The organism is Catenulispora sp. GAS73 (assembly GCF_041262085.1).
GTDB lineage: Bacteria > Actinomycetota > Actinomycetes > Streptomycetales > Catenulisporaceae > Catenulispora.
The window spans coordinates 299,784-312,461 of sequence record NZ_JBGCCM010000005.1; the positions used below are offsets into that span (position 1 = coordinate 299,784).

Annotated in this window: 11 protein-coding genes; 7 read left to right on the forward strand and 4 right to left on the reverse strand. The window is 71.5% G+C overall.

Going from position 1 to position 12,678, the window contains the following annotated elements:
• Window positions 1-40 precede the first annotated feature (40 nt).
• From ABH935_RS09950 to ABH935_RS09960, 3 genes are all read left to right on the forward strand, one after another.
• Window positions 41-871 (forward strand): SDR family oxidoreductase, encoded by an 831-nt coding sequence (locus tag ABH935_RS09950; RefSeq protein WP_370377522.1) that lies wholly within the window; start codon window positions 41-43, stop codon window positions 869-871.
• A gap of 94 nt (window positions 872-965) precedes the next feature.
• Window positions 966-1,469, forward strand: a complete 504-nt coding sequence (locus tag ABH935_RS09955) for a MerR family transcriptional regulator (protein WP_370377523.1) — start codon at window positions 966-968, stop codon at window positions 1,467-1,469.
• On the forward strand, window positions 1,402-1,656 hold the full coding sequence (locus ABH935_RS09960) for a thioredoxin family protein (protein WP_370377618.1): 255 nt from the start codon (window positions 1,402-1,404) through the stop codon (window positions 1,654-1,656). The genes ABH935_RS09955 and ABH935_RS09960 overlap by 68 nt, the downstream gene beginning before the upstream one ends.
• A gap of 79 nt (window positions 1,657-1,735) precedes the next feature.
• Here the strand turns inward: ABH935_RS09960 and ABH935_RS09965 are convergent, their stop codons facing one another.
• The gene (locus ABH935_RS09965; RefSeq protein WP_370377524.1) at window positions 1,736-3,013 is read right to left on the reverse strand and encodes an RNA polymerase sigma factor; all 1,278 of its coding nucleotides are present in this window, start codon (window positions 3,011-3,013) and stop codon (window positions 1,736-1,738) included.
• Window positions 3,014-3,131: 118 nt separating this feature from the next.
• Between ABH935_RS09965 and ABH935_RS09970 the strand changes: the two genes are divergently transcribed.
• A complete protein-coding gene (locus ABH935_RS09970; protein WP_370377525.1) occupies window positions 3,132-4,667 on the forward strand; it encodes an FAD-binding oxidoreductase in 1,536 nt (511 codons plus the stop codon).
• A 204-nt stretch (window positions 4,668-4,871) separates the two neighbouring features.
• On the opposite strand, the gene ABH935_RS09975 is transcribed toward ABH935_RS09970, so the two are convergent.
• Window positions 4,872-6,239, reverse strand: coding sequence for an extracellular solute-binding protein (locus tag ABH935_RS09975; protein ID WP_370377526.1), 1,368 nt, complete (start codon window positions 6,237-6,239; stop codon window positions 4,872-4,874).
• Between the two features lie 61 nt (window positions 6,240-6,300).
• Window positions 6,301-7,143 carry a helix-turn-helix domain-containing protein gene (locus tag ABH935_RS09980; RefSeq protein ID WP_370377527.1) on the reverse strand — a complete coding sequence of 281 codons (843 nt, stop codon included), beginning with the start codon at window positions 7,141-7,143 and terminating at the stop codon, window positions 6,301-6,303.
• A 326-nt stretch (window positions 7,144-7,469) separates the two neighbouring features.
• Between ABH935_RS09980 and ABH935_RS09985 the strand changes: the two genes are divergently transcribed.
• The 3 genes from ABH935_RS09985 to ABH935_RS09995 all read left to right on the forward strand — a co-directional run bounded on the left by ABH935_RS09985 (window position 7,470) and on the right by ABH935_RS09995 (window position 10,713).
• Complete coding sequence (locus ABH935_RS09985; RefSeq protein WP_370377619.1) at window positions 7,470-8,000, forward strand: DUF5987 family protein; 531 nt, start codon at window positions 7,470-7,472, stop codon at window positions 7,998-8,000.
• Window positions 7,997-9,667 (forward strand): GMC family oxidoreductase N-terminal domain-containing protein, encoded by a 1,671-nt coding sequence (locus tag ABH935_RS09990; protein WP_370377528.1) that lies wholly within the window; start codon window positions 7,997-7,999, stop codon window positions 9,665-9,667. The genes ABH935_RS09985 and ABH935_RS09990 overlap by 4 nt, the downstream gene beginning before the upstream one ends.
• 215 nt (window positions 9,668-9,882) lie before the next feature.
• Window positions 9,883-10,713, forward strand: coding sequence for a helix-turn-helix transcriptional regulator (locus ABH935_RS09995; RefSeq protein WP_370377529.1), 831 nt, complete (start codon window positions 9,883-9,885; stop codon window positions 10,711-10,713).
• A gap of 778 nt (window positions 10,714-11,491) precedes the next feature.
• Here ABH935_RS09995 and ABH935_RS10000 read toward each other — a convergent pair.
• Window positions 11,492-12,673 (reverse strand): acyl-CoA dehydrogenase family protein, encoded by a 1,182-nt coding sequence (locus ABH935_RS10000; protein WP_370377530.1) that lies wholly within the window; start codon window positions 12,671-12,673, stop codon window positions 11,492-11,494.
• Window positions 12,674-12,678 lie beyond the last annotated feature (5 nt).

The following is a 12,678-nucleotide window of genomic DNA, read 5'->3' on the forward strand; positions in this document are numbered from 1 at the left end:
CCACCACGTTCCACATGACCACGTAAGAAAGAAGGCGAAGATGCCCGAGCCCTTCACGATCCCCGAGCCTCCCGGTATCTCCGAGGCCGGCGCCGCGCTGCTCCGCGACAAGGTTCTGCTGGTGTCCGGTGTCGGTCCCGGCCTCGGCCGCGAGATCGCGGTGCGCGGCGCCGCGGCCGGGGCCGACGTCGTCCTGGCGGCGCGTACCGAGACGGTTCTGAAGTCGGTGGCCGCCGACGTCGAGTCCTACGGTCGCAGGGCGCTGACGGTCCCCACCGACATCCTCGACCCGGACGCCTGCCGGGCGCTGACCGAGCGCGCCGTGGACGCCTTCGGGCGCGTCGACGTCTTCGTCAGCAACGCTTTCGCGCCGCCGACGATGGGCGATCTGGCGACGATGGACCTGGACGCGGTGCGCACGTCGTTGGAGACGGACGCGTTCGCCGCGCTGCGTCTGGTACAGCTCCTCACCCCGACCCTGACCGCGCACGCGGGCTCGATCGTGATGGTCAGCTCGGCCGTGGTGCACCACTCGCGCGCCAACTTCGGCGCCTACAAGGCGTCCAAGTCGGCGCTGCGGTCGCTGGCCGGCAGCCTGGCCAGCGAGCTCGGCCCGAGCGGCGTCCGGGTCAACACCGTCGTGCCGAACTACATCTGGGGCGAGGGGCTGAAGGGCTGGTTCGCGTATCAGGCTTCTGAGCGCGGAGTGACGCTGGAGGACGTCTACGCCGAGACCGCCGCCGCGTTCGACCTGCGGCGGCTACCCGACCCCGGGGACGTGGCGAACGCGGTCCTGTTCCTGGCCTCGGACCTCGCCAGGGCGATCACCGGGCAGAGCCTCAACGTGGACGCGGGAGAGTTCCACTCCTAGTCGCGCGGGATCCGTTCCTGGTCTCGGGCCGCGCTTGACCTTGACGCCGGTGTCAAGGTCTACCGTGGTCGAGCAGCACGGACCGGGGAGGACCATGCAGATCGGAGAGCTCGCGGAGCGCGCGGGCGTGAGCACTCGTGCCCTGCGCTACTACGAGCAGCAGGGGCTGATCGCGGCACGGCGGACCGCGAACGGCTACCGCGATTACGACGAGTCGAACGTCCGCCTGGTCGAGGAGATCCGCACCCTGCTGGCGGCGGGCTTCACGCTGGACGACGCCCGCCCCTTCGTCGAGTGCCTGCGCACCGGCCACGAAACCGGCGCCTCCTGCCCGGAGTCCATCCAGGCGGCCCGCCGCCGCCTCGCCGAGATCGACGCCGACATCCGCGCCCTGACCCGCCAACGCACCGCCCTGGCCGCCCAACTGGCGCGCTCCTGCAAGGACTGCGCCCTGTCCCCTGGGGAGAACGATGATCACCCTGACCGCCGAGAACTTCGCCGAGCAGGTCCTGCACGCCGACAAGCCGGTACTGGTCGACTTCTGGGCGGAATGGTGCCCGCCCTGCCGAGCGATGGCCCCGATCCTGGAGGCGCTTGAAGCCGAGCTCGGCGACAAGCTGACGATCGCCAAGCTCAACGGCGACGACCACCCCGGCATCGCCCTGCGCTACAACGTCCGGGCCTTCCCGACCCTGAACCTCTACCGCGACGGCGAGGTCGTACACCAGATCATCGGCGCCCGGTCGAAGCGGCGGTTGCAGGCCGAGATCGAGGGACGGTACTGATCGAGGGACGGTACTGATCGAGGGACGGTACTGACGGTCGGGGAGAGTCGCCGACCGGCCGCGCCGGAGCCCGCTTCCACTACCGCCCTCCGCGCCCCGCCGCCTCAAGCACCCCCGCGACCCGCTCCGCCTGCTCCTTCAAAAACCGCCGCTCCGGCCCGCTGGCCGCCTGCCGCGTAGCCGTCTCGTACGCCTCGCGCGCGCCGTCCAGGTCGCCGTCCATCTCCAGCAGGTACGCGCGCACCGCGCTGAGGCGGTGGCTGCCGGCCATCCACCGGTCCTCCTCCAGCGGCCCCAGCAGCCGCAGCCCCTCGCGCGGGCCCTTGACCATCCCCATCGCCACCGCGCGGTTCAGGCGCACCACCGAGTTCGGGGTGATCTGCTCCAGCAGGTCGTACAGCGCCAGGATCTGCGGCCAGTCCGTCTCGCCGCCGACCGGGGTCTCCACGTGCACGGCCGCGATCGCCGCCTGCAGCCGGTAGGGCCCGACGCCGGGCAGCGCCAGCGCCTCGACGACCAGGGCCAGCCCCTCCTCGGCGAGCTCGGTGTTCCACCGCGAGCGGTCCTGCTCGGCCATCGGGACGAGCGCGCCGTCGGCGTGTGTCCGGGCCGGGCCGCGGGCTTCGGTGAGCAGCATCAGCGCCAGCAGGCCCTCGGCCTCGCCGTGGCCGGGCAGGACCCGGTGCGCCTGGCGCATGAGCCTGATCGCCTCGGCGGTGAGGTCCGGGCGCAGCAGGTCGGGGCCGGCGGTGGCGGTGTAGCCCTCGTTGAAGATCAGGTACAGCACGTGCAGGACGGCCCGCGTACGCTCGGCGCGCTCCTCCTCCGGGGGCATGCTGAAGGTCATGCCCGCGTCCTTGATCTGCTGCTTGGCACGGGAGATGCGGCGCGTCATCGAGGTCAGGGGGACCAGGAACGCGCGGGCGATCTCCTCGGTGGTCAGGCCGCCGACCGCGCGGAGCGTGAGCGCCACCTGCGAGGACGGCGTCAGCGCCGGGTGGCAGCACAGGAACAGCAGCATCAGCGTGTCGTCGTCGGCCGACACCCGCTCCTCGTCGTCCGGGGCCGGGGCCACCGACGCCTCCGGCGCGGCCATCGCCGCGACCGTCACCTCGCGGGTGCGGCGGGCCTGGTCGCTGCGCCAGTAGTCGGTCAGGCGGCGGCCGGCCACGGTCAGCAGCCAGCCGCGCGGGTTCTCGGGCACGCCCTCGACCGGCCACTGCGTCGCGGCCGAGACGAGCGCCTCCTGGACCGCGTCCTCGCAGCCGTCGAACTGCCCGTGCCGCCGGACCAGGGCACCGAGGACCGAGGGCCTGAGCTCCGCGAGCAGACTTTCCAGGCGTTGGTCGGAACGCACCAGCTCATTGTATAGGCGCCGGGGGCGGCGGCCCGGGGAGCGCACGCGGCGAGATGCCGCCGGACGCGGCCTTTGACACCGTCTGGGCAGGGACCGCGAACCGCTGAGGAAGGCCGCCATGACGGACACGACTGCCGCCACCACCGCCGGCACCACGACCGGCACCGCCGACGTCGTCACCCGCGACGATCCCCGCTACCCCGCCCTCGTCGAGGGCTACAACCACCGCTTCGTGGGCCGGCCCGACCAGGTCCGGCTGGTCCGCGACGCCGCCGAGGTGCGGGCGGCGGTGCAGATCGCCGTGGACTCCGGGCGGCACGTCGCCGTCCGCAGCGGCGGCCACTGCTTCGAGGACTTCACCGCGCATCCGGACGTCAGGATGCTCATCGACCTGTCCGCGCTGAACCACGTCGGGCACGACCCCGAGCGCGACGCCTTCGTGGTGGAGCCCGGCGCGCGCCTGGACCACGTCTACCGCACGCTGCACGACGGCTGGGGCGTGACCATCCCGGCCGGCACCTGCTTCGAGGTCGCCGCCGGCGGGCACTTCGCGGCCGGCGGCTACGGCCCGCTGTCCCGCCGCGACGGCCTGGTCGTGGACCACCTGGTCGCGGTCGAGGCGGTGGTCGTCGAGGCCGACGGCCGGGCCCGCACCGTCGTGGGCACCAACCGGCCCGACGACCCGCACCACGATCTATGGTGGGCCTGCACCGGCGGCGGAGGCGGCAGCTTCGGCGTCGTCACCAAGTACTGGCTGCGCTCCCCCGGGACGCCCGACGGCGATCCGGCGCGCCAGCTGCCTCGGGCCCCGCGCGCCGTGCACCGCCGCGACACCATCTGGTCCTGGGACACGATGTCGGACGCGGACTTCCACACGCTGCTGCGCAACTACTGCACCTGGTACGAACAGAACAGCGAGCCCGGCGCCCCGGCGGCGCCGCTGTGGAGCAATCTGATCATCACCCACCGCTCGGGCAACATGCTGATCCTGACCTCGGTGATCCCCGACGACGCCCCGGACGCGGCCAAGCTCCTGGACGCCCACACCGAGGCCGTCACCCACGGCATACGGGCCGCGCCGATGTCCTCGACCTCCGAGCTGGCGCCGTGGCTGGACACCTGGCTGCCGTCCTACAGCTGGCCCAGCGATCCGCAGGGCCGGTACAAGAACAAGGCGGGCTACCTGCGCCGCGGGTTCACCGACGCGCAGATCGCCGCGATCCACCGCCACCTGTCCGCCACCGACTACGACAACCCCATGGGCTGCCTGGTCGTGACCGGCTTCGGCGGCCAGGTAAACGCGCTGGCGTCCGACGCCACCGCGGTGGCGCAGCGTGACAGCATCCTGAAGGCCTCCTACAGCACCGGCTGCTGGACCGACCCCGCCGACGACGAGCGCCACCTGGCGTGGGTCCGCGCCTACTACCGCGACGTCTACGCGCACTCCGGCGGCGTGCCGGTCCCGGACGCGACCGGCGACGGCTCCTACATCGGCTACCCCGACACCGACCTGGCCGACCCCGCGTGGAACGGCTCGGGAGTCGAGTGGTCCGCCCTGTATTTCAAGGGCAACTACCCGCGGTTGCAGCGCGCGAAGCAGGCCTATGACCCGCTCGACGTGTTCCACCACGGCTTGTCGGTGCGGCTGCCGTGAACCGGGGCTGCGGGGCCGGTGGGTAGTGATTTCCCCTAATGCCGGTCCTGCTGCGTCTTGCCGTGTCGCTTTCTCATTCCCGGCTCCGACCAATGGCCGAGCGGGGTCTTCAGGTCCTCGCGAAACCAAAGTGAGGAAAGGCGAAAACGATGAGCGACATCCGGGCGCGCGGCCAGGACTTCGTCGATCGCGCGCCGGAAGGCCTCACCTGAGCCGGCGCGGGGGGTCGTTCCCGCAGTCCGGCCCTCCGCGCCCCCGAACGTTGTACTCGTCCAGCAGCCGCTGCGCCTCGACGTTCGCCGAGGCGAAGCGCCACGCCGGGTCGTCCTCGCCGAGCAGCACGTCGTGCATCGCCTGCGTCAGGACGTCCTGCATCCGCCCGAGGTCCCCGACCAGCGCGCCGAGCGCGGCCGGCGAGCGGTCGGAGGCAGCCAGCTGGTCGAGCGTGACCGCCGCGTGCGGGTGCTGCTCGAACCAGCCCTGGGCCGTCAGCACCTTCGTCGCCGCGCCGGTGGCGGGGACGAATCCGGTGTCGCAGTGCCGCTCGGCGACGTGCGCCGGCGTCATCAGGTACTGCAGGAACGCCAGCGCGCCGTCGCGCACGACCGGCTCCAGGCCGTCGACCAGCCAGATCGCGTCCCCGCCGATGAGCGTCCCGGCGAACGGGAACCGTCCGCTGTACGGCGTGCGCCCGGCCGCGACCCCGAAACCGCGCTCACGTCCAGCGCGCGACAGCCGGTCGGCCTCGGCCGAGGAGCCGAGAATGAACGCGACTCTCTGCTCGGCGAAGGCGGTGAACGTGTCCTCCCACGCCTGCCGCACGCTCTCGCCGTACGCCGGCTGACCGGTGTAGAGGTAGCGGCCCTGCCGGTGCATGCGGCGCCACCAGCCGACGAAGGCCAGCATCTCCGGGGAGTCCAGGAGCATCTTCTCCGCGCGGCCCCGGCGGCCGTTGCCGTGGTCGGCGAGCAGGCCGCCGGACTGCGCGACCGCCTGCTGGAAGATCCAGCCGTGGTTCGGCCAGGTGATGCCGTGGCTGACGCCGGGCAGGCCGCGCACCGCCTCGCACACGCCCTCGACCTCGTTCCAGGTCTGCGGCAGCCGGGACACACCGGCCGCCGCCAGCAGGTCGGTGTTGGCGTAGAGCAGCGTCGTGGAGATCAGCGACGGGACAGCCATCAGCGCGCCGTCGGAGGAGTAGCAGGCGCGCGCGGCGGCCAGGATGTCCTCGGTGACGACGGGGTGGCCCAGGATCTCCCGGCGGCCGGCGGCAGCGTCGTGTACGGAGGCGAACAGCGGCGCGCCGGAGTCGGCGAGCATGTCCCGGGCCAGCTGCGTCCTGGTCTGGGAGAGCTGCACCAGCGCCGGCGGCCGACCCCGGCGGGACGCCGCCTGGACGTCCTCGGCCAGAGTCTCGGAGTCAGCCTCGCGAATGGTGATCACGTACTCGGGATGCAGGTCGTGGAACGATTCCGCGACCCCGCGGATCCCGCTGAGGTAGCGCGGGATGCCGGGATGGCGCGGCAGCCACAGATCGACCACCGCTTCGGCCGCATTCGCGGTCGTCGTCATTGCCGCACTCCCTGGATGTGTGCCCGAATGGCCGCGGTGAGACAAGGCGTCGCGAAGCTTCCTAACAACCCACGCTCGCTCCGACCCCGGCCGGGACCGACGCGGTCGCCGCGGCCCGCTCGACAGCCTCCTCCCGTGCCGCCTGAAGCGCCAGCAGTACCGGCGGATCGAGCACACCGGCGGGCTTGAGAAGAAGGTCGGCGGCATAGTGCTCGACGCCGCGGCGAATCACGATGGGGCCGAGCGTCCCAACCCACACCGGCGGCTCCCCACCGCGCGGCGCCTCGGTTCCGGGGCGTCCGTACCCGGGTCGGGGCGCCCGAGCCATGCCGTCGTCCGCCACCGCGGACTGCGCCAGCAGGTACCAGCGACCGGTGGGGACGTTGTCGAATCGGTACGAGCCGGGCCCGTCCAGGATCGTGCAGCAGACCGGACGGCCCTCCGGCACACACTCCGGGAACAGGCCGGCGAAGACCAGCCCGCGCCGTTCGTCGTGCCCTTCGATCACACCGCTGACGGTGGCCACGCCCGAGGCCGAGCCGCGCGGCTCGGCCGGCCGGATCCGGTCGGTGTGCCCGCCCCGGCGGCGGTAGTCGGTCGGCGAGAGCCCGACGCTGCGGCTGAAGCGCGAGCTGAAGGTGCCGACGCTGTTGTAGCCGACCAGGACGCTGATGTCGACGACGGTCATGGTGGTCGAGGTGAGCAGGTGTTTGGCCCGCTGGAGCCGCAGCGCGGACAGGAACCGGGCCGGGGAGACCCCGGTGGCGCGCTGGAACATGCGGGTGAAGTGGAACTTGCTGAACATCGCGGCGCGGGCCATGTCGTCGACGGTGACCGGCTCGCTGAGTCGTTCGTGCATCGTGGTAATGGCCCGCTCGGCGGCCCGGGTGATGGCGTCGTTCATCGCGTGCCCCATTAGGTAGACCGTGGGCCGGACGGCGTCCGCACACGGCGGCGGAGTATGTCTGTGCTCTGATATGTGATTGTCGTTCCGGCAGCTCCGCAACCCTGGCGGCGGCCCCTGGAACGAGACGTGTTCCAGCATGCTCGACATCTGTTTTGCCCGCCTTCTCGGTCCGTGCGGTTTTTGCGCGTTGTGCGCCGCGGCCCAGGCCCAGCGCACGAGCGAAGACGCTCGCCTCGAACACGCGCTCTGACAATGAACACGACCGTGACTGAGGAGGAGGAATCCACGTGAAACCACACTTGGCTGCCGAACGGGTGCAGACCATGACGCTGGAGGCGTTCGCCGACACGATCGTGCCCGGTGAGAAGCGCTTTCCCGGGGACCTGGCGATCGCCGGGACCGCCGGGGGCGGCGGGGCCGTGGCGGCCGGCGCCGTGGACCTCATGCGGACCGAGGCCGGCGGGATGGCCGACGCGCTGCCGGACCTGGTCCAGGCCCTGAACAAGCATGCCGAGGCCTACCGCGACGAGCTGCGCCTGGAGCTCGACCCGGACGTCCCGGCGTTCGTGGCGCTGCCGGCCGGACACCGGGCCACGCTGGTCGCCGAGCTGGTGCGGCCCGGGCACCCGGAGAAGTTCCTGTGGGTGGGGCTGGCGATCTTCAGCAACATGGCCTTCGACACCGGCGCCCACCTGAGCACCGTCGACGCGCTGGCCGCCGGCCACCCCGGCCTGACCGCGCTGGGCTACTCACAGCCCGACGCCGACGGCCTGTGGCGGTTCCCGGACTTCTCCTACCGGCGCCCGCTGGCCCCCTTGCATCCGCACACCACCCCCACCGGGAGCCCGGCATGAGTACCGTCGAGCAGACCGACGTCCTGGTCGTCGGCAGCGGCTTCGGCGGCGCCATCGCCGCCTACCACCTGGCCGCCGGCGGCGCCCGCGTGGTGGTGCTGGAGCGCGGTCCGTGGCTCACCGGCGAGGACTTCGACCAGGACTTCCGGTTCGGGGCGTCCGGGACCCGGATCTTCGACTTCGTCATCGGCAACGGCATGAGCCTGCTGGGCGGGAACTGCGTCGGCGGCGGCAGCGTGGTCTACTTCGCCGCGATGCCGCGGGCGCCACGCTTCGTGTTCGAGCGGCGCGGGTCGATCGGACGGCGGATGTGGCCGGCGACGATCACCCGCGACACGCTGGAGCCGTGGTACGACCGCGTGGCCGAGGCGCTGCCGATCAGCCAGCTGAACTGGAACGACGCCACGTACGCCGGCGGGCTGTGGGCCGCGGCCTGCGCGCACGCGGGCCGCACCGCCAACCCGGTGCCGGCGGCGATCGACCGGGAACTGTGCACGAACTGCAACTGGATGCTGGCCGGCTGCCGCTTCGACGCCAAGCGCTCCATGCTGCTCAACTACCTGCCGGCGGCGGTGTCGCACGGCGCGGAGATCCGGCCGCTGCACGAGGTGCAGCAGATCGCGCGGAACCAGGACGGCTCGTATCAGGTCGCGTACAACACCGTGCACGACGTGGACTACCGGGTGGCCACCGGCAGCGGCACGATCCAGGCCAAGATCGTCATCCTCGCCGCCGGAGCCGGCGCGACGCCGGTGATCCTGCAGCGCTCCGAGCCCGCGCTGGGCAAGATGCCGTACGCGGTCGGGCGCTTCTTCTCCGGCAACGGGGAGCGGCTGAACACCGCGATCATCGACGAGGACAAGGCGCGCAGCGTGCTGGGCCTGGACCGCGGCGACGGCCGGGCCTACGCGGCCAACCAGATCGGCAAGGGGCCGACCGTGGCCTCCTGGGACGACCTGGACGCGAGCAAGCCGGAGTTCGAGCGCTTCTCCCTGGAGCAGCTGTACTTCCCGCCGGGGCTGGGCACGATCCTGGCCCAGACGCCGCACGCGGACGCCTCCGTCCCGGCCTGGTTCGGGCCGCGCAAGAAGGAGATCGTCGAGCGCTGGCAGTCCTGGCTGACCATCTTCACCACGAGCGAGGACGACAACGAGGGCGTCTTCGGCCCCCCGCCGCCGACCGGGAACGCCACCCGCTTCTCCCAGCAGATGCTCGGCTTCGGCCCGCTGACGTACCGCCCGACGGCGAACACGCTGCGCGGATGGGAACTTTCAGACGCCGAGATCAAGCGGGTACTGGAAAAGGACGGGCTCGCCGAGGTACGACCGTGGACCAACGACGTGGTCGGCGCGTACACCGTGCACCCGCTGTCCTCATGCCGGATCGGCGACGACCCGGCCACCTCGGCCCTGGACGACACGCACGAACTACGCGGGCACCCGGGCATCTTCGTCACCGACGGCTCCGCAGTCCCCGGCGCACTGCTGGTCAACCCGGCATTCACGATCGCGGCCCTGACCGAGCGGGCGATGCCCGGGATCGTACGCGCGGCCCGCGAACGGGGCATCGACGTCCGCTACGGGGCGCCGGCACCGGACGGGCAGACGGCGGCCCGCGACGCCTCCTGGACGCAGGCCGTCCGACTGGCCGGCACCGCAGGGGCCTGATGCACTCCACCGCTGGTCCGGACAGCAGCGCGGCGCCACCGATCACCGAGGGTGACGCATTGCCATAGATGTGTCACATGACTACCCTCCACCACGAGTGACCGACCAGGTAGAGCGCCTCAGTCCGACGCCGGTGCGCAGACCTCGGGTAACAGTCGGCGCCAGGCGCGGCGCACCGAACGCGAGGCAGTGGCCATCATCAACCGGAGCCGGGGATGCAGAGCGCCGAGACCACCCTTTCCACCGACCCCCTCCTCCGAGCGGCCGTCGAGCGCGCGATCGTGACCCTGTGGGACCGCCATCGTGAACCGCTTTCCCTGTCCGCCGTCGCACAATCCGCGGATCTGAGCCCGTTCCGCCTGTCCCGGGCGTTCCGGGCCCAGACCGGCACCTCCCCCCTGCGCTTCCTGGCCGCGATCCGCATGTACCAGGCCAAACGCCTGCTGTCGGAGACCACCCTGAGCGTCACCGACATCGCCTTCGAGACCGGCTACCACAACCCACGCACCTTCGACCGCACCTTCACCACCCGCGTCGGAGCCCGACCGGAGCGCTACCGCACCCTGGCCCTCGACCCCGAACCACGCCCCCTCACCTGCACCCAACACCCCACCCCCCGCCGAGGCAGCATGCGAGGCCTGATCCGCGTCCCCCTCCAAACCCCCGGCATGCGCATCTACATCGCAGCCTTCACCGGCCCCATCCCCCGCGGCGCCCCCATCGCCCGCGACGTCCTAGCCGCCCCCGGCCCCTACCACCTCACCGCACTCCCACCCGGCCACTGGCACATCCGCGCCACCGCAGTACCACCCACCCCGCACCGCCCCCACCCCCAACCACAGCAACTGGCCGTAGCAACGGCACACGCACTGGTGCAACGCGGCGGCGGCAACGTCAACGTGGACCTGGAACTACGCCCCGCCGAGGTCACGGACCTACCGACCCTGCTGTCGCTACCGGAGTTCGACCGCCGGGCAACGCACCCGGTGCCCCCGCTGGGGCTGGTCTTCCAGCCGGGACTGGCGGGAGTCTGGACGACGGCTTGAGTCAGAGCCGCCGCAGCGAGACAGCCGCCGGGCCGGCGCGACCGGTGGTGTGGTTCGTCGTGTCCGACCGGACCATGCGGGGTGTTGGTTCTGGGTCCCTCGCCGCGTCGGCGGGCGAAGCCAACCTGGCCGGTTTGGTGGTGTCCAGCCGGACGGAGCCGGACCACAGCAGGTGTGATCCGGCTTGACGCCGCCGAACCGGGCTGGTTCCGTAAGGCGACGACGTGGCGAGGGACCCAGGACCCGGCGACCACAAGCAACACCGCCAGCAAGCAGCGCAACGCAGGCAACAGCGGATAAGAAGCCGAGCAGTCGCGGGCCGCCGCCGAAGCGCCGGACGCGCGGGTCGCCCCCTCGCTGTAGAGCGCCCGCCGGAGGCCTCAAGGTGCCCACCACGCCCAACGATTGCCGCCTACGACATGCGCAGTGACTCGGACCGGCGCGCGATCGTGGACACGAAAACCGCCAGCCGCCAACGGACCACCGCAGAGACCTGAACCGCCGCGTGGTCGTGTCCACGAAAACCGGCGGCCGCCAGCGCGACATGCGGGGCACAGCCGAACTGCCCCCCCAGCGAGGTCATCAACCCCTGCGCGAAGCCGTAAAACTCGCCTGTAAAACCACAAACCACCCGCACCCCGGCACCTCAACCGAGCCCCCTCCCCACCCACACCCAGCCCGACACCACCACACAACCCACCAACGGCAAAAGTGCCGCCGCCCCGAACCCGGCGCGACGGCACTCCCCCAGCCCACTCCCCAGCCACCCCTCAGGTGTTCAGATGTAATGCGTATTCGGCTCCAACCCGCACAACACCCGCCCGTACAACTCCAAATTCGTCGCCGGATGCATGATCGCGTGCAGCGTCAGCGTCTGCACATCACGCTGAATCCGCTGAATCGGCACCGTCGAGTACACCGAAGACCCCCCGCTCGCCGAATTGAGCAGATCCACCGCCTCCTTCGAACGCTGCGTCGCCGCGCCCAAATCCAACCGCGCCTTCGCGCGCTCCTCCAGCGTCCACTGCTCCCCGGCCGCCGCCTTGTCGTCCAGCATCCCGGCGGCGCGCATGACGTGGAACTCCGCCTCGTCGATGCGGGTGATGGCGTCGGCGGTGGTCAGGTGCGTGATCGGAGCCTCGGCCTGGTTCTCGTACGCCGTGTAGCTGATCTTGCGCCCAGGCAGCCGCTCAAAAAACGCCTCGCGCCCCGCCCGCGCCAAGCCCAACGCCACCGAGGCCACTGTGGTGCACGCCGTCGGCATAAACGGGGCCTGATACACCGCACTCCCCGCGTTGCGACCCAGCTGATGCACGCCGGCCAGGACCGGCGGCATCGACAGGATCCGCGCGTCCGGCACGAACAGATCCTGCGCCACCGTACTCACGCTGCCGGAGCCGCGCATGCCCGCCGTGTGCCAGTCGTCCACAACCGTCAGCTCCGACAGCGGGATCAGCACCATGATCGGCTCGAACGAGCCGTCCGGGTGCGCGCGCACAGCCGCGTTGGTGTTCCACGCGCTCTGCCGGCTGCCCGTATTGAATGCCCACTTGCCGTTCAGCACGATGCCGCCCTCGGTCGGCACGCCGACCGCCGTCGGGCTCAGGATCCCGCTGATCCGCACGTCGGCCTCGCCGAACACCTCGTCCTGAACCGCGTCGGGGAACATCCCGGCCATCCAGGAGCTGATCGCCCACACCGCGGCGGTCCAGCCGGTCGAGCCGTCGCCGCGCGCCAGCTCGGACACCACGTCGGCGACGGTGCGCATCGGCGACTCGTAGCCGCCGTAGTGCTTGGGCACCCGCATCTTCAGCAGCCCGGCGTCGGTGAGCGCGCCCACCACGTCGTCGGGCAGGCGCCGGTTCTCCTCGATCCACGGCGCGTTCTTCTGCAACAGGGGGACCAGGTCGGTCGCGCGGCCGAGCAGTTCCTGGCGCGACGGCGCGTTCGTGTCGGGCATGAAAG

Excerpts from the sequence above, each read along its gene's own strand:
- ABH935_RS09990 (WP_370377528.1), top strand. The coding sequence starts at position 7,997 with ATGAGTACCGTCGAGCAGACCGACGTCCTGGTCGTCGGCAGCGGCTTC.
- ABH935_RS09950 (WP_370377522.1), top strand. The coding sequence starts at position 41 with ATGCCCGAGCCCTTCACGATCCCCGAGCCTCCCGGTATCTCCGAGGCC.
- ABH935_RS10000 (WP_370377530.1), bottom strand. The coding sequence starts at position 12,673 with ATGCCCGACACGAACGCGCCGTCGCGCCAGGAACTGCTCGGCCGCGCG.
- ABH935_RS09970 (WP_370377525.1), top strand. The coding sequence starts at position 3,132 with ATGACGGACACGACTGCCGCCACCACCGCCGGCACCACGACCGGCACC.
- ABH935_RS09975 (WP_370377526.1), bottom strand. The coding sequence starts at position 6,239 with ATGACGACGACCGCGAATGCGGCCGAAGCGGTGGTCGATCTGTGGCTG.
- ABH935_RS09985 (WP_370377619.1), top strand. The coding sequence starts at position 7,470 with ATGACGCTGGAGGCGTTCGCCGACACGATCGTGCCCGGTGAGAAGCGC.
- ABH935_RS09995 (WP_370377529.1), top strand. The coding sequence starts at position 9,883 with ATGCAGAGCGCCGAGACCACCCTTTCCACCGACCCCCTCCTCCGAGCG.
- ABH935_RS09955 (WP_370377523.1), top strand. The coding sequence starts at position 966 with ATGCAGATCGGAGAGCTCGCGGAGCGCGCGGGCGTGAGCACTCGTGCC.
- ABH935_RS09980 (WP_370377527.1), bottom strand. The coding sequence starts at position 7,143 with ATGAACGACGCCATCACCCGGGCCGCCGAGCGGGCCATTACCACGATG.